17 protein-coding genes are annotated in these 15,483 nt (G+C 75.2%); 6 read left to right on the forward strand and 11 right to left on the reverse strand.

Annotation, left to right across the window (positions count from 1 at the left end; genetic code table 11):
• Positions 1–6 precede the first annotated feature (6 nt).
• The 6 genes from ACZ3IL_RS16575 to ACZ3IL_RS16600 all read right to left on the reverse strand — a co-directional run bounded on the left by ACZ3IL_RS16575 (position 7) and on the right by ACZ3IL_RS16600 (position 3,620).
• Complete coding sequence (locus tag ACZ3IL_RS16575) at positions 7–504, reverse strand: peptidylprolyl isomerase (RefSeq protein WP_467390945.1); 498 nt, start codon at positions 502–504, stop codon at positions 7–9.
• Positions 505–647: 143 nt separating this feature from the next.
• A complete protein-coding gene (locus ACZ3IL_RS16580; protein ID WP_467390947.1) occupies positions 648–866 on the reverse strand; it encodes a hypothetical protein in 219 nt (72 codons plus the stop codon).
• Positions 867–896: 30 nt separating this feature from the next.
• Complete coding sequence (locus ACZ3IL_RS16585; protein WP_467390949.1) at positions 897–1,538, reverse strand: DUF6629 family protein; 642 nt, start codon at positions 1,536–1,538, stop codon at positions 897–899.
• Between the two features lie 117 nt (positions 1,539–1,655).
• Positions 1,656–2,159, reverse strand: a complete 504-nt coding sequence (locus ACZ3IL_RS16590) for an NUDIX domain-containing protein (RefSeq protein ID WP_467390951.1) — start codon at positions 2,157–2,159, stop codon at positions 1,656–1,658.
• A 123-nt stretch (positions 2,160–2,282) separates the two neighbouring features.
• Positions 2,283–3,152, reverse strand: coding sequence for a YhjD/YihY/BrkB family envelope integrity protein (locus ACZ3IL_RS16595; protein WP_467390953.1), 870 nt, complete (start codon positions 3,150–3,152; stop codon positions 2,283–2,285).
• A 102-nt stretch (positions 3,153–3,254) separates the two neighbouring features.
• On the reverse strand, positions 3,255–3,620 hold the full coding sequence (locus ACZ3IL_RS16600) for a luciferase domain-containing protein (protein ID WP_467390955.1): 366 nt from the start codon (positions 3,618–3,620) through the stop codon (positions 3,255–3,257).
• 161 nt (positions 3,621–3,781) lie between these two features.
• Between ACZ3IL_RS16600 and ACZ3IL_RS16605 the strand changes: the two genes are divergently transcribed.
• Positions 3,782–4,366: a nucleosidase gene (locus ACZ3IL_RS16605; RefSeq protein WP_467390957.1), complete on the forward strand. Its 585-nt coding sequence runs from the start codon at positions 3,782–3,784 to the stop codon at positions 4,364–4,366.
• 116 nt (positions 4,367–4,482) lie between these two features.
• On the opposite strand, the gene ACZ3IL_RS16610 is transcribed toward ACZ3IL_RS16605, so the two are convergent.
• Both ACZ3IL_RS16610 and ACZ3IL_RS16615 read right to left on the reverse strand, forming a co-directional pair.
• Positions 4,483–5,853 (reverse strand): APC family permease, encoded by a 1,371-nt coding sequence (locus tag ACZ3IL_RS16610; RefSeq protein ID WP_467390959.1) that lies wholly within the window; start codon positions 5,851–5,853, stop codon positions 4,483–4,485.
• Positions 5,850–6,782 (reverse strand): carbon-nitrogen hydrolase family protein, encoded by a 933-nt coding sequence (locus ACZ3IL_RS16615; protein ID WP_467390961.1) that lies wholly within the window; start codon positions 6,780–6,782, stop codon positions 5,850–5,852. The genes ACZ3IL_RS16610 and ACZ3IL_RS16615 overlap by 4 nt, the downstream gene beginning before the upstream one ends.
• Positions 6,783–6,959: 177 nt before the next feature.
• Between ACZ3IL_RS16615 and ACZ3IL_RS16620 the strand changes: the two genes are divergently transcribed.
• On the forward strand, positions 6,960–7,733 hold the full coding sequence (locus ACZ3IL_RS16620; protein WP_467390963.1) for a TetR/AcrR family transcriptional regulator: 774 nt from the start codon (positions 6,960–6,962) through the stop codon (positions 7,731–7,733).
• Between the two features lie 21 nt (positions 7,734–7,754).
• On the opposite strand, the gene ACZ3IL_RS16625 is transcribed toward ACZ3IL_RS16620, so the two are convergent.
• Both ACZ3IL_RS16625 and ACZ3IL_RS16630 read right to left on the reverse strand, forming a co-directional pair.
• Positions 7,755–9,248: an MFS transporter gene (locus tag ACZ3IL_RS16625; RefSeq protein WP_467390965.1), complete on the reverse strand. Its 1,494-nt coding sequence runs from the start codon at positions 9,246–9,248 to the stop codon at positions 7,755–7,757.
• Positions 9,245–9,805: a TetR/AcrR family transcriptional regulator gene (locus ACZ3IL_RS16630; protein ID WP_467391340.1), complete on the reverse strand. Its 561-nt coding sequence runs from the start codon at positions 9,803–9,805 to the stop codon at positions 9,245–9,247. Before ACZ3IL_RS16630 ends, ACZ3IL_RS16625 begins: the two co-directional genes overlap by 4 nt.
• Before the next feature lie 399 nt (positions 9,806–10,204).
• Here ACZ3IL_RS16630 and ACZ3IL_RS16635 point away from each other — a divergent pair, with 399 nt between their 5' ends.
• The 4 genes from ACZ3IL_RS16635 to ACZ3IL_RS16650 all read left to right on the forward strand — a co-directional run bounded on the left by ACZ3IL_RS16635 (position 10,205) and on the right by ACZ3IL_RS16650 (position 13,860).
• Positions 10,205–10,789, forward strand: a complete 585-nt coding sequence (locus ACZ3IL_RS16635) for a TMEM165/GDT1 family protein (protein ID WP_467390967.1) — start codon at positions 10,205–10,207, stop codon at positions 10,787–10,789.
• A 188-nt stretch (positions 10,790–10,977) separates the two neighbouring features.
• Positions 10,978–11,595 (forward strand): TetR family transcriptional regulator, encoded by a 618-nt coding sequence (locus tag ACZ3IL_RS16640; protein WP_467390969.1) that lies wholly within the window; start codon positions 10,978–10,980, stop codon positions 11,593–11,595.
• On the forward strand, positions 11,579–13,228 hold the full coding sequence (locus ACZ3IL_RS16645; RefSeq protein WP_467390971.1) for an acyl-CoA dehydrogenase family protein: 1,650 nt from the start codon (positions 11,579–11,581) through the stop codon (positions 13,226–13,228). Before ACZ3IL_RS16640 ends, ACZ3IL_RS16645 begins: the two co-directional genes overlap by 17 nt.
• A 311-nt stretch (positions 13,229–13,539) precedes the next feature.
• On the forward strand, positions 13,540–13,860 hold the full coding sequence (locus tag ACZ3IL_RS16650; protein WP_467390973.1) for a cupin domain-containing protein: 321 nt from the start codon (positions 13,540–13,542) through the stop codon (positions 13,858–13,860).
• A 52-nt stretch (positions 13,861–13,912) separates the two neighbouring features.
• On the opposite strand, the gene ACZ3IL_RS16655 is transcribed toward ACZ3IL_RS16650, so the two are convergent.
• Positions 13,913–15,280, reverse strand: a complete 1,368-nt coding sequence (locus tag ACZ3IL_RS16655) for a L,D-transpeptidase (protein WP_467390975.1) — start codon at positions 15,278–15,280, stop codon at positions 13,913–13,915.
• Positions 15,281–15,483: the final 203 nt, after the last annotated feature.

Genomic DNA, 15,483 nt, shown 5'->3' on the forward strand with positions numbered 1-15,483 from the left:
AGGCGATCAGGCCTTCACGACACCGGAGTCGGCGACCTTGATGCTGGCGCTGGTGGCGCCGGAGCGGGAGCCGAGGCCCTCGATCTTCTTGACCAGGTCCTCGCCCTCGACGACCTCGCCGAAGACGACGTGCTTGCCGTCGAGCCAGTCGGTGACGACCGTGGTGATGAAGAACTGCGAGCCGTTGCTGTTCGGGCCGGCGTTGGCCATCGAGAGCAGGAACGGGCGGTCGTGCTTCAGCTGGAAGTTCTCGTCCGCGAACTTCTCGCCGTAGATGCTCTTGCCGCCGGTGCCGTTGCCCCGGGTGAAGTCGCCGCCCTGGAGCATGAACTGCGGGATGACGCGGTGGAACGGGGAGCCGGCGTAACCGAAGCCGTGCTCGCCGGTGGCGAGCTCGCGGAAGTTCCGCGCCGTCTTCGGCACGACGTCGTCGAACAGCTTGAAGACGATGCGTCCCGCGGGCTCGTCGTTGATGGAGATGTCGAAGTACACGTTGTCGCTCATGGGGTCCATCCTGTCATTACTCGCGCGCCGGGCGCGCACGGGCCGCCCCCTCCCGTGTCACGGCACGCCGGTGCCCCGCCGCCCGTGGGGCGCGGGGCACCGTGCGTGTCGCCGGACACCGGACGGACGGGGCGGGTGTGGCGTCAGAGCAGTCCGCCGGTCTCCGGGGTCTGGAGGGCGCCCCCGGCTCCCTGGACGGTGTCGTGGAGGACGCTCTCGACGCCACGGTCCTCCTGGAGGAGGCCGGTGGCGCCGCCGAGCGGGCTCTCGACGGCGGCGTTCGCCTGCGGCGGAGGCGTGATGAGGGCGGTGACGACGCCGGCGGCGAGGGAGGCGATGGCGAGCATGCTGCGCTTCTTCATGGCCTGGTCAACTGCTGAACGGCCGGGGGGTTACGGGTGTGACCGGATCGGACGCGGATCGGGGCCGGCCCGGCGCCGGGTCCAGGCGAGCAGCAGCAGCGAGGCCACCGCGGCGAGGGCGCACCAGGTGGAGACGAACTCGGTGGTCCAGAGGAGGGCGCAGACGGCCGCCCCGGCCCCGGTCAGGACTCCGAGGAGCCGCAGGAGCCGGTCACGGGCGAGGAGCAGGGAGCCGACGGTGGCGAGGAGGTACGCGGCGAGGACCGGCGGCGCGTACGGCAGGTCGACGGCGTAGCCGACGGTGTGGCCGCGGATCTCGGCGGTGACGGGGCGGGTGGCGAGCCGGTGGGCGAGGAACCCCGCGGTCGCGAGGCCGAGGGCGAGCGGCGCCAGGAGGCGGGGACGGTCGGCGGGCCGGGCCGCCGCCAGGACGCCGGCCGGCACCCAGAGGGGCAGCAGGGGCAGGGCGACGACGGCCCAGGCGAGGGTGGCGGGCCCGGCCCCGCCGCCGCCGTGCCAGACGGCGGCCTCCAGGATCTGGTGGGCGCCGAGGAGCAGGGGCAGGGCGGCGAGCGGCACGTCCCCGGGGCGGCGTACGGAGGCGAGGGAGGCCACCCCCGCGGCACCGATCCCGAGGCCCGCCCAGAGGTCGGCCGTCGCGCTCCAGCACATGGCGCACTTCTACCGCACGCCGGGCGGGTCCGTACGACCGCGGCCGGCGCCGTCCGCCGGACGGCGCGGGGCGCGGCCGGGCCCCGCGAGTGGCGCCGTCGCCCTGTCGCCGGGCGGTCAGGCCTCCGCCGGGGCGTCCTCCAGGTAGACGGACGTGCCGGTGCCGCGGGCGCGGTCGACCGCCGCCAGGCGGGTGAACTCCGCCGGCTCCATCTCCCGCTCCCACTCGGCGAGGGTGCGCAGCCGGTACTCGCTGTGTTCGCGCGGGTCGAGGACGACGGCGGCGATCTGCTCGTCCGTCAGCTCGCCGCCGTCGAAGACGAAGCCGATGTGGTTGGCGGGCCACTCGTCGCCCCGGTCGGTCGTGAAGTGGGTGGCGAGCAGGCGGGGTTCCCCGGTGAAGGTGATCCCGGTCTCCTCGTGGCACTCGCGCACCGCCGTCTCCCAGGGGGTCTCCCCCGGGTCCATGTTGCCGCCGGGCCACTGCCACAGCCCGGAGTGGTAGGTGGAGAGCAGCTGGAGGGGGCGGCCCCGGGTGTCGGTGAAGTAGAGGCAGGCGTACGCCGTCGCTCTCGGCAGGGTCGCGACGTACTCGGCGGGCGGCAGCCAGGTGTGCGTCATGGGCGGTTCTCTCTCGACGGGCCGGTGGGTCGTCCCCATCCAAGCGGGCCGGGCCGGGCCGTCCGGCCGCTCGCGGGGGGATCACCGGATCGTGTGAGCGCGGCCGGGCGGGGCGCGGCCGGGTCACCCGGCGTCCGGCCGGCGGCGGCGCAGGCGACGGCCGACGAGGTGTTCGTGGACGAGACGGCCGACGAGGGCGCCCCCGTACACGACGAAGCCGACGCCGACGAGCCAGGACTGGAGGACGAGGACGGTGCCGAACTCGCCGTACGTCACCGTGTTCGAGGCGATGAGCGGGGAGAAGACGACCTGGGAGAAGAGCCGCAGGCCGAGCAGGCCGAGGGCGGTGAGGACGGCCCCGGGAACGAGGGCGCGCCAGCTGATGCGGCCGCAGAGGAGGAGGCGCTGGGACCACCAGAAGAAGACGAAGGTGCCGGCGAGGTCCCCGAGGGCGACGGCGGCGGTGACGGCGGCGGAGGCGTGCTCGGGGGCGGGGAAGGCGACGAAGAGGAGGAGGGCCGCGACGAGGACGGCGAGCCAGACGACGTGCCGCCACATGGTGTGCCAACGGGCGGTGGGCAGGTCCCAGACCCGCTCGTACCCGGTCTGCACGGCGGAGCCGAACGTGACGCCGAAGGCGGCGAGGGCGGCGAGGCCGAAGGCGGTGGTGCGCTGGAGGGCCTGTCCCGGCTGGCCGAAGAGCCGTTCGACCTCCTCCTGGGAGACCTCGGAGACGCCGAGGCCCTGGATGAGCCAGCGGGCGAAGCCCTGGCCGCTGGCGAGGTCGGCCGCCGCGACGACGATGAGGAGGGGGACGAGGGTGAGCAGGCTGAGCGCCGCGAAGCCCATGGCCCGGTGCATGAGTTCCATGGCGCGGCCCCTGTTCCACGCGACGGCGACGGAGGAGGCGGCGACGCGGGCGTGGAGCCGGGGGAACCAGTGGCCGTGTTCGGTGGGGGCACCGTCGCGCGGCGGACCGGGTGTGGAGGGCATGCCTCGTGAGGTACCCGGCCGGGCGGCACCGCATCGCGGGATGCGGCCGAACGGGTGGGGGCGGGGCGCCGGGCGGGCCGCCGTCCCGCCGGCGGGCCCGGCTCAGCGGAACGCGGGGACCGGCCGGGTGCGGGTGCAGCCGTCCGGGACGGCGTCGGGAACGCCGCCGGCCTGGAGGGCCGCGCTCACCGGGGTGGCCAGCAGGTCGATGTCGGATCCCGTGTCCAGGCGGACCGTCACCCAGCCGGAGCCGGCGCGCAGGCGGACGGCGCTCGATCCGAGGAGGGCCGGACGCAGCTTCGCGACCATGGCGCGGGTGAGGTGGACGTCGGCCTCGTGCTCGCCGTGGAAGTGCACGATCTCCTGCGTCGCGGTGCCCAGTCCGACCTCGGCGCCGCAGTGGGCGCGGCCGGGGGTCAGCGAGGGCCGGCTCATCAGGCGTTCGCTGGCGTGCCTTGCCGTGTTCATACGAGGAGCGTGCCGGGCACCGGGACGGCGCACAAGCGTCCTGCGGGAAGAATCCGGCCGGGGAGGGAACGAACCCCCGGCGGGTCCCGTCGGCCGGACCGCCGGGAGGGGACCCCGGGCCGGTTGTACGGCGGGCCGGCCCTCGAACTAGCGTGGCCCCCATGGAACTCTTGGGACAGATCACGGCCGACCGCCCCCTGCTGGTGCTCGCCGTCAAGGAGGAGGCGCAGTTCCTCGACACGGAGCTGCCGGTCCTGCTCACCGGCATGGGCAAGGTGAACGCCGCGACCGCCCTCGCGACCGTGCTCGGCCGGGGGCCCCGGCCGTCCGGGATCGTGAACCTGGGGACGGCCGGCGCGCTGCGTCCCGGCCTGACCGGGACGCACGTCGTCGGCACCGTGGTGCAGCACGACTTCGACGGCCGGCTGCTCGCCATGCTGACGGGCGAGTCGTACGGGGCGCCGCTGACGCTGCCGGACGGCGGTGACGTGGTCCTGGCGACCGGGGACACGTTCATCTCGGACGAGGCGGCCCGCGCCCGCCTCGCGGAGGGGGCGGCCCTCGTCGACATGGAGGGGTACGCCCTCGCGCACGCCGCCGGGGCCGCCGGGGTGCCGCTGCGCATCGTGAAGCACGTCAGCGACGAGGCCGGGGAGGGCGCCGCGCGCACCTGGCGCGAGTCGGTCGCCGGGTGCGCGCGGGTGCTGGCCGACTGGGCGCGGGCGAACGTCCCGTACAGCTCCTGAGGGTCCTCCGGCTCCTGGGGGTCGTCCCGCTCCCGTGCATCCCCTCGCTCGCGGGAATCCCCGGGAGCCGGCCGGGCCCCGTCCGTCAGGCCCCGGGAGCCGGCCGGGCCCGTCCCTCAGGCCCCGGCCGGCTCCCCGGGCACTCCCCGGCCGGTGACCGGCGCCTCCTCGTCCGTGCCCAATTCGGGGGTGGGCCGGCGGAATCCGCCGGTGAGCCGGAGGAGGTGGAGGAAGCCGACGGCGAGCCAGCAGCCTCCGACGACGAGGGCCGTGGTGCTGAGCCGCGTCATCAGGTAGACCGTGACGCAGGTGCCGAGCGCGGGGAGCACCACGTGGCCGAGGAACCCGGGGCCGCGGGCGTCGCGGTGGCGGAGGAAGTGGAGGACGACGCACACGTTGACGGCGGTGAAGGCGAGGAACGCCCCGAAGTTGATGAACGACGTGGCCGTCTCCAGGGACAGGTTGAGGCCCACCAGGCACATGGCGCCGGTGACCAGGAGGGAGAACACCGGCGTCCCGGTGCGCGTGTTCAGCACGCCGAAGACGCGCCGGGGCAGGACTCCGTCGCGGCCCATGGTGTAGAGCAGCCGGCTGGAGGCGAGCTGCACCGCGAGGCCCGAGCCGAAGCCCGCCACGATGCCCGCCATGTTGGTCCAGTCGGCGAACGTCTGGCCGCCGACCTGGACGGACATCGTGTAGCCGACGATCTCGGGGGCGTCGAACACGCCGCCGGGGTGGACCAGCTGCATGACGTAGGCGACCGCGGCGAAGAGGAGTCCGCCGACCGCGACGACGAGGACGACGGCGCGCGGAATGGTCCGCTCCGCGTCGCGGGTCTCTTCGGAGAGCGTGGTGACCGCGTCGAAGCCGAGGTAGGAGTAGGCCGCCACCGCGGCCGCCGCCGAGACGCCGAGTGCCGTGCTGTCCGCGTTCCACAGCGGTTCCGTGACGGAGCGCGGCGGGTGGCCCGCGAGGTGGACCAGGCAGTAGGCGGCGAAGAGGAGGACGACGAGGAGGGCCGCGCCGGTCAGGAGCTTGTTGACGCGGTCGGTGAGGGCGAGTCCGACGATGTTGACGAGCGTGGTCAGGCCGGCGTTGACGAGCATCCACACCCAGACCGGGACGGCCGGGAACTGGGCGTTGAGGTACACCGACTGGACGAGCCAGGCGACCATCGGGAGGAACAGGTAGTCCAGCAGGACGGTCCAGCCGACGAGGAACCCGACCGGCGCGCCGATCGCCTTCCTGGCGTACGAGTAGGCCGAGCCGGCGCTGGGGAAGTAGCGGGCCATCTTCGCGTAGCTCAGCGCGGTGAGCAGCATCGCTCCGGTGGCGACGAGGAAAGCGGTCGGCGCGGTGCCCGCGCTGGTGACGGCGACCACCCCGAAGATCACCATCACCAGGCTGGGCGCCATGTAGGAGACGCCGAAGGCGACGACCGAGGCGAGGGAGAGGTTGCCGGTGAGACCGGGCCGGGTCGCGGTCACGACTCCTCGCCCCCGGCGGCCGGGCGGCGGAGGACGACGGGGCCGGCGGGGCGCAGTCCGGCCGGGGTCTCGGGGGAGATCGCGGGCCGCCAGGTGGCCGGGTCGATGCGGCCGTTGTAGAGGGGCAGCTCCAGGGGGGTGTCACCGGGGGCGAAGTGGTCCCAGGGCCAGGAGTCGCCGCCGGTGCCGTACTTCCTCGCGGCGGGGACGCGGTCGAAGTCGACGACGGCGAGCAGGGTGGTGTCCTCCGTGCCGACGGCGGCGGCCTGGACGTGTCCCTCGGGGTCGATCAGGAGGCTCCGGCCCTGGGCGGTCGGGGCGGCCCCGTTCACACTGGCCACCCAGATCTGGTTGACGATGGCGTTCGCCTGGTTGACCGGGATCTCCTGCGCGCGGCCGGTCGTGGTGGTCTGCACGAGGTTGACGACGAGTTCGGCGCCCATCCAGGCGAGGTGCCGGGTGACCTCCGGGTACCAGCTGTCGTAGCAGATCGACAGGCCGATCCTGCCGGTGCCCGGCATGTCGAAGACGACGAACTCCCGGCCGACGCACATCGGCTCGTAGGGGCGCCAGGTGAAGATCTTCCGGTAGGTCGCGACGAGTTCGCCCCGCGGGTCGTAGACCACGGCCGTGTTGTAGACGTTCCCGTTCTCGTCCCGTTCCAGGACGGTGCCGGGAACGAGCCAGATCCCCAGCTCGCGGGCGAGGCCGGAGAGGGCCTTCCCGCGCGGCCCGTCGAGGGGCTGGGCGTGGGCCGCGTAGTACTCCTCGACGCTCGTGGTGTCCCCCGCGGGGCACAGGTGCAGCTCGGGGTAGACGACGAGTTCCGCCGCGTTGGGCGACTTCATGCGGGCCCGCAGGCCGTCGGCGAACTGTTCGGGGCTCTCGTGGGCCGTCTGGACGAGGGCGACACGTAGGTACCGGCTCATGGGATTCCTGACTCGTCGGGCGAAGGGGGCCACGGACCGGAAGAAGGGGGTCCGGGTGGGGGGCGCGGACCACGGAACCCGATTCGAAACACTGTTGTCAATGGTGTTGCCAACTTCTGGTGAACAACCGTTGTAAGGTCGTGCACCGGCAGGGAGCGGCCCCGACCGAGGAGAGCGATGGCGAAGAAGACCGCGACCGAGGACTCCCGGAACGCCGGGGAGGACCCCGGCGGACCGCGCGGGCGGCGGGCGCGCGGGAGCCTGCGCCCGGAGGAGGCCGTGGAGGCCGCGTTCCGGGTCGCCGAGCGGGACGGCCCCGCCGGTCTCACCATGCGCAGGCTCGCCCGGGAACTCGACGTCGACGTGACCGCGCTCTACCGGATGTTCCGCGACAAGGACGAACTGCTGATCGCCCTGTGCGAGCGCACCATCGAGCTGGCGCTCGACGAGATCGGCGAGACGCCCGGGACGGAGTCCTGGCAGGACGCGCTGCGCCGCATCGCCGAGGCCACGTGGCGGGTCCAGACCCGCTATCCGGCGATCACCACCCTGACCTTCGCCCGCACCACCGGAGGTCCCGCCGAGCACCGGATGGTGGAGCTCCTGCTCTCCGGCTTCGCCCGCTCGGGCCTCGACCCCGACCGGGCGGCACTGTTCTACCGGACCTTCATCGAGACGGCCCTCGGGCTCTGCGCCGGCTCCGCCGCGCTCCTCTCGCTCCCCCCCGAGGACCGCGCCAAGGACGCCACCACCTGGACCCGGGTCTACACCCGGCTCCCGGCCGCGGACTACCCCACGACCCGGGCACACGCCGGCGCGCTGGCCCTGGTCGACGAGAAGGCGGTCTACGACACGGCCGTCGAGGCCGTGCTCACCGCCGCCGAACAGGCGGCCCGCTCCCGGGTGCCGTCCGGCCGGCGCCCGGAGGGCGGCGGGGGCCCGGAGGCGTAGGGCGGACGGACCGAGGCCGTCTCACGGCCGCACGCGGGGCCGACCGTCGGGACGGCGCGGCGCGGGCTCCGGACGCGTTCCCGGGCGTTCGGCGGCGCGGGGCAGGGCGAGGGCCGCGAGCAGCGCGAGGGCGGCGGGCACCGCCATGGCCGGGACGGCGGCGCCCCGGACCGGCACGAACCCTCCGTCCGGGACGAGGGTGAGCAGGAGGGTCGCGGTGGCGACGCCGACCGCCGGCCCGGCGTTCATCACGGTCTGCTGGAGCCCGCCGGCCACTCCGGCGTGGGCCCCGGGCGCTCGGCGCACGACGACCGAGGTCGCGACGACCATGAGCGTGACGAAGCCGGCGCCGAGGAGGGCGGAGCAGCCCCCGACGGCGACGGCACCGGCCGTCGCGTCCAGACGGGAGAGCAGCAGGACGCCGAGCGTGAGGAGCGCGGCGCCGCCCGTCGCCGTGCGGCGGGGGCCGAAGCGGCGCTGGAGGGGCGGGCAGAGCGGCGCGCCGAGCACCATGAGGAGGGCGAGCGGCAGGACGCGCAGCGCGCAGGCGAGGGGGTCGAGCCGCTGGACGTCCTGGAGGAAGTACGTCGCCACGAAGAGCGCGCCGAAGAGGGCCGCCGAGGCGGCGAGGAGCGCGGCGAGGCCCGCGACGACCGGCACGTTCCGGAGCACTTCGGGAGGCAGGAGGGGGTGCGCGGCGCGGCGCTCGTGACGGACGAGGACGATCCCGGCGGCGACGGCTCCGGCACAGCCGAGCGCGCCGGCCCCGGCACCGCCGGGACGGGCGGTCACGACGAGCCCGTGGACGAGCAGGCCCAGGGCGACGGCGAGCAGCAGGGCGCCGGGGAGATCGAGCGCCGCGAGGCCCCGCCCGGGTCCGGCCGACCCGCCCGGGAGCGGGCCCCGGGCGGGCCCCGGGAGCCCCGGCGCCTTCCCTGCGGGGGCGTCCGCCCCGTACGGCACCGGTTCCCGGGTCGCGAGGGCCAGGAGGCCGATCGCGACGGTCGGGGGCACACTCAGGAGGAAGACGGAGCGCCAGCCGTACGAGGAGACCAGCGCGCCGCCCACGAGGGGACCGGCCGCGGCCGCGAGGCCGATGACGGCGGTGCGGACGGCGATCGGGGTGGCGAGCCGGTCGGGCGGGAAGGCCGTGCGCAGCATGCCGAGGGTGGCGGGCTGGAGGAGCGCCCCGCACACTCCCTGGAGCACGCGCAGCGCGATCACGGTCCCGATGCCGGGGGCCAGGGCGATGCCGGCGGAGGCGGCGGCGAAGCCGAGGGCCCCCGCGGTGAAGACCCGGCGGTGGCCGTGGCGGTCACCGAGGCGGCCGGCGAACACCAGGAGGCTCGCGACGGCCACCAGGTAGCCGGTGCTGGTCCACTGGATCCGGCCGGTGTCGGCGCCCAGGTCGTGCTGGAGGGCGGGCTGGGCCACGGTCAGCACGGTGCCGTCGAGGGCGACGACGGCGGCGCCGACGACGCTGCAGGCGAGGACGGGGGTGCGACGCCGGGTCACGGGGCCGGCTCCGCCGGTCCGAGGTGGGCGTCGAGGGCGGCCGCGAGGAGCGGGGCGGGGTCGTCGCCGCCGGTCGCGAGCCGGAGGCTGCCCCAGTGGCGGAGCTGGGCGATGCCGTGCAGGTTGGCCCAGAGCGCTCCCGCGGCGACGACGGGATCGGCGTCGGGGCGGACGCGGGCGACCAGCCCGGTGAGCCGGGCGAAGAGCGGCAGGCTCGTCCCGCGCAGTCCGAGCCGTCCGCTCTCCAGGAGGTCGTGCCGGAACATCAGCTCGTACATGCCGCGCCGGGAACCGGCGTAGTCGAGGTAGACGCGGGCGAGGAGCGCGATCCGCTCGCGCGGTGCCGCGTCCTCCCGGTCCCCGGCGGCGATCCGGGCGGCCAGTTCGGCGAAGCCCTCCCGGGCGACGGCCGACAGGAGGTCGAGGTGGGCCGGGAAATGGCGGCGGGGGGCGCCGTGCGAGACGCCGGCCCGCCGGGCGATCTCGCGCAGCGAGAGGGCCTGGACGCCCTCGGCGTCCACCAGCTCGACCCCGGCCCGGACCAGCCGCCCGCGCAGCCCTCCGCCCCCGTGGTCCTCGCCGCCCCCTTCGTCCTCGTGGCCGTCGTGCTCGTCGTGGCCGTCGTAGTCGTTGTGACCGTCGTGGTCGTCGTCTCCCCGCACGGCCCCTGTCTACCAAGCCCGAGTAGACAGTGTCTACTCCCTTCGGGCCGCAGTCCGTTAGACTGGTGGGCAGCGAAGGGGAGTAGCCCCGCGAACCGGTCGTCGACACACTGGAACCCCCGGGTTCCCGGTGGCCGGGTCCACGGACGCCGTGGACGGGCGAGACCTTCGGCCAGGCATCAACCGCGCCCGCGCCTCCGTGGGCGTGGTCCGTCATGCCGGGCCGAGTGGTCCTCCTGCCGCCCGTAGAGGCGTCGCGCGGGCCCGGGCCCGGACCGAGCAGAGAGCCCCGGTATGCACCTCGACCCCTTGGCGATCCTCACCGCCTTCGGGCTGATCTTCCTCGCCGAACTTCCCGACAAGACGATGTTCGCGTCCCTCGCCATGGGCACGCGCATGCGTCCCCTGTACGTGTGGATCGGCACCTCCACCGCCTTCCTGGCGCACGTCGCCATCGCCGTGGGCGCCGGCAGCCTGCTCGGGCTCCTCCCGGGGTGGATCGTCAAACTCGTCTCGGCGCTGCTGTTCGGCTTCGGCGCCTTCATGCTGCTGCGCGGCGGGGACGACGACGAGGACGACGACACCGGCGGCCGGACGGTCACCGGCTTCTGGCCCGTCTTCTCGACCGCGTTCACGGCCGTCTTCATCAGCGAGTGGGGCGACCTGACCCAGATCACCACCGCCAACCTGGCCGCCACCAACGGCACCTGGTCCACGGCGATCGGTTCGCTCGCCGCCCTGATGAGCGTCTCCGCCCTCGCCCTGGTCGCGGGCCGTTTCATCGCGAAGCGCGTCCCCCTCAAGACCGTCCAGCGCGTCGGCGGCGTGTGCATGGCGGGGCTCGCGATCTGGTCCCTGGTCGAGGTCTTCACCGGCTGACCCCCCGTCCGCCCGGAACGGGCCCGTACGGAACCCCGCCGGGGTCCGCACGGGCCCGTTCGGCGTTCCGGGACCGGGAAGGGAACGAGAGGCCCCGGTTCGCGGGGAGCCTCCCGCCCCGGGCGCGGCGAGGAGAGGGCTCCGTCCGGCCCCTTGAGGAAGAACTGAATCGCTGCTTCACTTCTTCCGTGCCCTATCGACGCACCCCCGCCGTCCAGGCCCGGCTCGACGCCCAGCGCGCCTCCGTCGTGGAGGCGGCGCTCGGACTGCTCGCCGAGCGGGGATACGCGGGCTGCACCGTGGCCGCCGTCGCCGCCCGGGCCGGGATCGCCACCGGCAGCGTGTACCGCCACTTCGACGGCAAGGCCGAACTCGCCGTCGAACTCTTCAGGACCGTGGTCCGCCGGGAGGTCGCGGCCGTCTCCGACGCGGCCGGACATCCCGCGCAGCGCACGGCGGCCGGGCGGGTGGTCGCCGTGGTCGAGACCTTCGCCCGGCGCGCCCTGAGGTCGCCGCGCCTCGCCTACGCGCTGCTCGCCGAACCCGTCGACCCGGCCGTGGACGCCGAACGGCTCGTCTTCCGGCGCGCCTTCCGGGACGTGTTCGCCGCCCGGATCGAGGAGGGCGTCCGCACGGGCGAACTGCCGCCCCAGGACCCCGTCCTGACGGCCTCGGCACTGGTCGGGGCGGGCGCCGAGGCGCTCGTCGGCCCGCTGGCGGAGGGGTCCGTCGGGCCCGGCACCGTACCCGCACTCGTCACCTTCACCCTGCGCGCACTGGGAGTCCACGATGCCGACCACCCATGAGGTCACCAACCAGGTCCCCCCGCTGACCGGTCACGACGTCTCCGCCGATCCCGCGCTCCTGGAATCGCTGCGCCGGGAGGGCGCCGGCTGGGCCGAGGCGGAGGTGCGCGAGCTGGGCGAGCGGGCCGGTGGCGCGGAGGCCCAGGAGTGGGGACGCCTCGCCGAGCGCCACTCCCCCGTCCTCCACACCCACGACCGGTACGGCCACCGGATCGACGAGGTCGAGTTCCATCCCCACTGGCACTCCCTGATGGACGTGGCCGTGCGGCACGGACTGCACGGTGCGCCCTGGCGGGACGAACGGCCGGGCGCCCACGTGGCGCGCGCGGCCAAGGTGTTCGTGTGGGGACAGGCCGACGCCGGTCACCTGTGCCCGGTCTCGATGACGTACGCCGCCGTGCCCGCGCTGCGCGTCCAGCCGGAGCTCGCCGAGGTGTACGAGCCGCTGCTCGCCTCCCCGTCGTACGACTTCGGGCTGCGGGTGCCGACGGAGAAGCGCGGGATCATCGCCGGGATGTCGATGACCGAGAAGCAGGGCGGCTCGGACGTCCGGGCGAACACGACCCGGGCGGTCCCGGCGGGCGAACCCGGCCTGTACGCGCTGACCGGCCACAAGTGGTTCACCTCGGCCCCCATGTCCGACGTGTTCCTCACCCTCGCGCAGGCGCCCGGCGGCCTCTCCTGCTTCCTGGTGCCCCGCGTCCTGCCGGACGGCACCCGCAACGCGATCCGCCTCCAGCGTCTCAAGGACAAGCTGGGGAACCGGTCGAACGCCTCCTCCGAGATCGAGTACGAGGGCGCCCTCGGCCGGCTGGTCGGCGAGGAGGGGCGCGGGGTGGCGACCATCATCCGGATGGTCAACATGACGCGGCTCGACTGCGCGGTCAGCTCGGCGTCCGGAATGCGCCTCGGGCTCGTGCACGCGGTCCACCACGCCACGCACCGGCGGGCGTTCGGGGCGCGGCTCGTCGACCAGCCGCTGATGCGGAACGTCCTGGCCGACCTGGCGGTGGAGGCGGAGGCGGCCACGCTCGCGGCGCTGCGGCTCGCCGGGGCGGTGGACCGGGCGGCGCGCGGCGACGCGGAGGAGGAGCAGCTGCGGCGGCTCGGCCTGGCGGTCACCAAGTACTGGGTGTGCAAGCGGGCGCCCGCGCACGCGGCCGAGGCCCTGGAGTGCCTGGGCGGCAACGGCTACGTCGAGGACTCGGGCCTGCCGAGGCTCTACCGGGAGTCGCCGCTGCCCTCGATCTGGGAGGGGTCGGGGAACGTGGCCGCGCTCGACGTGCTGCGGGCGATGGACCGTCAGCCGCGGGCGGTGGAGGCGTTCTTCGCGGAGGTCGACCGGGGCGCGGGCGCCGACCGGCGCCTGGACGCGGCGGTCGCGGGGCTCCGCAAGGAGCTGTCGGGGTCAGGCGACCCCGACACGGCGGCGTACGGGGCGCGACGGCTCGTGGAACGCCTCGCCCTCGTGTTCCAGGGTTCGCTGCTCGTACGGCACGGGCACCCGGCGGTGGCGGACGCGTTCTGCGCCTCGCGGCTCGACGGCGACCGGGGCCTGGCCTTCGGCACGCTCCCGGCGGGCCTGGACACGGCGTCGGTCATCGCGCGGAGCGGCCCGGACGCGGCGGTCTGAGGGGGCGGCGCGGCGGAACGCCCCGCCCGGTGGAGGACTCCTCCCGGGACGCCTCTCCCCCGGCGGGGTTCTCCGCGGACGGGGTCCTCCCCGACGCGAAGCCGACGCGGACACCGCGCTCGCCCGGCCCCCGACGGCGGACCGGGGACTCTCGTCACCCGGGAGGGGGTCCCGGCGCGGGTGGGCGGCCTCCGGCGCGGCGACCGCCGCCGTGAAGGCCCCGAGCAGGACGGGGCGGCGGCCCCGACTTGCGTCCCCGCCGTCGCGGGAGACGCTGGGAACACCCGCCCGCGCACCCCGCAGGGAGAGACATGACCCCGGACCTCACCGCCCTCGCCGACGAGCACCTGGCCGCGGCCCGTACCGCGCCGCACGGGCGGAGCGCCCATCTGGTGGTGCACGACGGGGTGCTCCGCCAGACCGTCATCGCCCTGACGGCGGGCACGTCCCTGGACGAGCACAACGCGCCCCCCGCCGCGAGCCTCCAGGTGCTGCGGGGCCGGGTGGACCTCACGGCGGCCGGCCGGGCCGAGGAGTTGCGGACGGGCACGCTCCGCATGATCCCCAAGGAACGGCACGGACTGACCGCCCTGGAGGACGCGGTGGTCCTCCTGACGGCCGTGAACGACTGACGCGCACCTCCCCCGGCCCTCCGGTCCGCCGCCGCCCCCGCCGCCCGGCCGTTCAGAGCGCCGGGGCGAGCGCGCCGGAGCCGGGGGCCGGGCCGCCGGACTCGCCCGGGCCGAGGGCGCTGCCCCGCAGCCACTCGGACCAGCCGAGGTTCCAGTCGCCGAAGCCGTTGCCGAAGGGGGCCATGGGCTCGCCGCTGCCGTTGACCACCCGGACGACGTCCCCCTCGCGCACCGTGCGGAACAGCCAGGCGGCGTCCTCGGTGCTCATGCCGGTGCAGCCGTGGCTGACGTCCTCCTTGCCCTGCGCGTCGAGGGACCAGGGGGCGGCGTGCAGGTACTCGCCGCTCCAGGTCACCCGGGTGGCCCAGCGGACCCGGAGGTCGTAGGAGTCCGCGCTGCCCGGCCGGATGCCGATGGAGTCGCCGCGCATGCGGACCAGGGGTTCCTTTCCGAGAACGACCTTGGTGCCGCCCCGGGTGCGGTAGCCGGCCCTGCCGGTGGTGACCGGGAGCGTGCGGAGGGCCCGTCCGTCGCGGTACACGGTCATCTCGTGGGCGGCGACGTCGGTGACGGCCTCGATCCGGGCCCCGGTGGTGAAGGTGAGGGGGCGTGAGGGGCCGCCGTACAGACCGTCGGTGACACGGACCCCGTCGAGGCCGCCGCGGACCCGGACCGTGGCGTGGGCGGGCCAGTAGCCGCGCGGCCGGTAGTGGAGCGTGGTGGGGCCGACCCAGTGCCAGGCGCCTTCGACGCGGGGCTCGGTCCGTACGTCGAGGGCGCGTTCGACGACGCGCCGGGCCTCGGGGTCGTCCGCCGGTACGGGGTGGTCGAGTTCGGCGGTGACCGGCCGGCCGACGCCGTACGTGCCGCCGTCCTCCGGTCCGAAGGAGACCGTGAGCCGGTCCCCGGCGGGCGCCGGGGGCGTACGGAAGTCCAGGCGGGCGAGGGAGCGGTGGGGGCCGTCGGCCCCGGTGCGCTCCACGACGAGACGGGCGGCGTAACGGGTCCCCGACGGCAGGGGGGCGGTGCTGGTCCACCGGGTGCCGTCCGGGCTCGGCTCTCCCGCGATCCGGCGGCCGCGCCGGTCGGTGACGGTGACGTCGGCGAGCGCCCCGGGGGTGCGCAGCGTCAGTTCCACCGGCCCGGAGGACCGTGTGCCGAGCGTGAACGGCCGGGCGGTGAGGACGGGGCCGCCGCTCAGCGACACGGTGTGGAGGGGCGCGGCGCAGAGGCCTTTCCCCGTGGAGCAGTCGTCCACCGAGACGACGGCGGTGGAGTCCGGTGCCGGGGCGGCCGCCGCGTCACGGGCGGCGCCGCCCGTGACACGGACGGCGGGCGGCTGGACCGCCGCGCCGACGAGGGCGGCGCCGATCAGGAGGGAGAGGGTCCTGCCCCTCCGCGCGCGTCTGGGTGACGGCACCTCGGACTGCCTCCTCTTCGGTCTGGCGGTGTCGGCGGACGGTGCCGACCGGAGCATCAGAACCGATGGGACGGGAAGGGGTGGCCAAGGTTCCGGGCGTGGCGGCGGAGTCGGACACGGGACGACTCGAATGGGCCAGCGGGAGGGCGGCGAAGGGCGGCCACCGCCCGGGATCGGGAGGGGGCGCGGGCGGGGGGCGCGGG

The organism is Streptomyces sp. NPDC014907, from assembly GCF_055562975.1.

Coding starts and splice junctions, on each gene's coding strand:
- ACZ3IL_RS16580 (WP_467390947.1), bottom strand. CDS start 866: ATGAAGAAGCGCAGCATGCTCGCCATCGCCTCCCTCGCCGCCGGCGTC.
- ACZ3IL_RS16635 (WP_467390967.1), top strand. CDS start 10,205: ATGCACCTCGACCCCTTGGCGATCCTCACCGCCTTCGGGCTGATCTTC.
- ACZ3IL_RS16605 (WP_467390957.1), top strand. CDS start 3,782: ATGGAACTCTTGGGACAGATCACGGCCGACCGCCCCCTGCTGGTGCTC.
- ACZ3IL_RS16595 (WP_467390953.1), bottom strand. CDS start 3,152: ATGCCCTCCACACCCGGTCCGCCGCGCGACGGTGCCCCCACCGAACAC.
- ACZ3IL_RS16585 (WP_467390949.1), bottom strand. CDS start 1,538: ATGTGCTGGAGCGCGACGGCCGACCTCTGGGCGGGCCTCGGGATCGGT.
- ACZ3IL_RS16620 (WP_467390963.1), top strand. CDS start 6,960: ATGGCGAAGAAGACCGCGACCGAGGACTCCCGGAACGCCGGGGAGGAC.
- ACZ3IL_RS16600 (WP_467390955.1), bottom strand. CDS start 3,620: ATGAACACGGCAAGGCACGCCAGCGAACGCCTGATGAGCCGGCCCTCG.
- ACZ3IL_RS16575 (WP_467390945.1), bottom strand. CDS start 504: ATGAGCGACAACGTGTACTTCGACATCTCCATCAACGACGAGCCCGCG.
- ACZ3IL_RS16590 (WP_467390951.1), bottom strand. CDS start 2,159: ATGACGCACACCTGGCTGCCGCCCGCCGAGTACGTCGCGACCCTGCCG.
- ACZ3IL_RS16650 (WP_467390973.1), top strand. CDS start 13,540: ATGACCCCGGACCTCACCGCCCTCGCCGACGAGCACCTGGCCGCGGCC.
- ACZ3IL_RS16615 (WP_467390961.1), bottom strand. CDS start 6,782: ATGAGCCGGTACCTACGTGTCGCCCTCGTCCAGACGGCCCACGAGAGC.
- ACZ3IL_RS16645 (WP_467390971.1), top strand. CDS start 11,579: ATGCCGACCACCCATGAGGTCACCAACCAGGTCCCCCCGCTGACCGGT.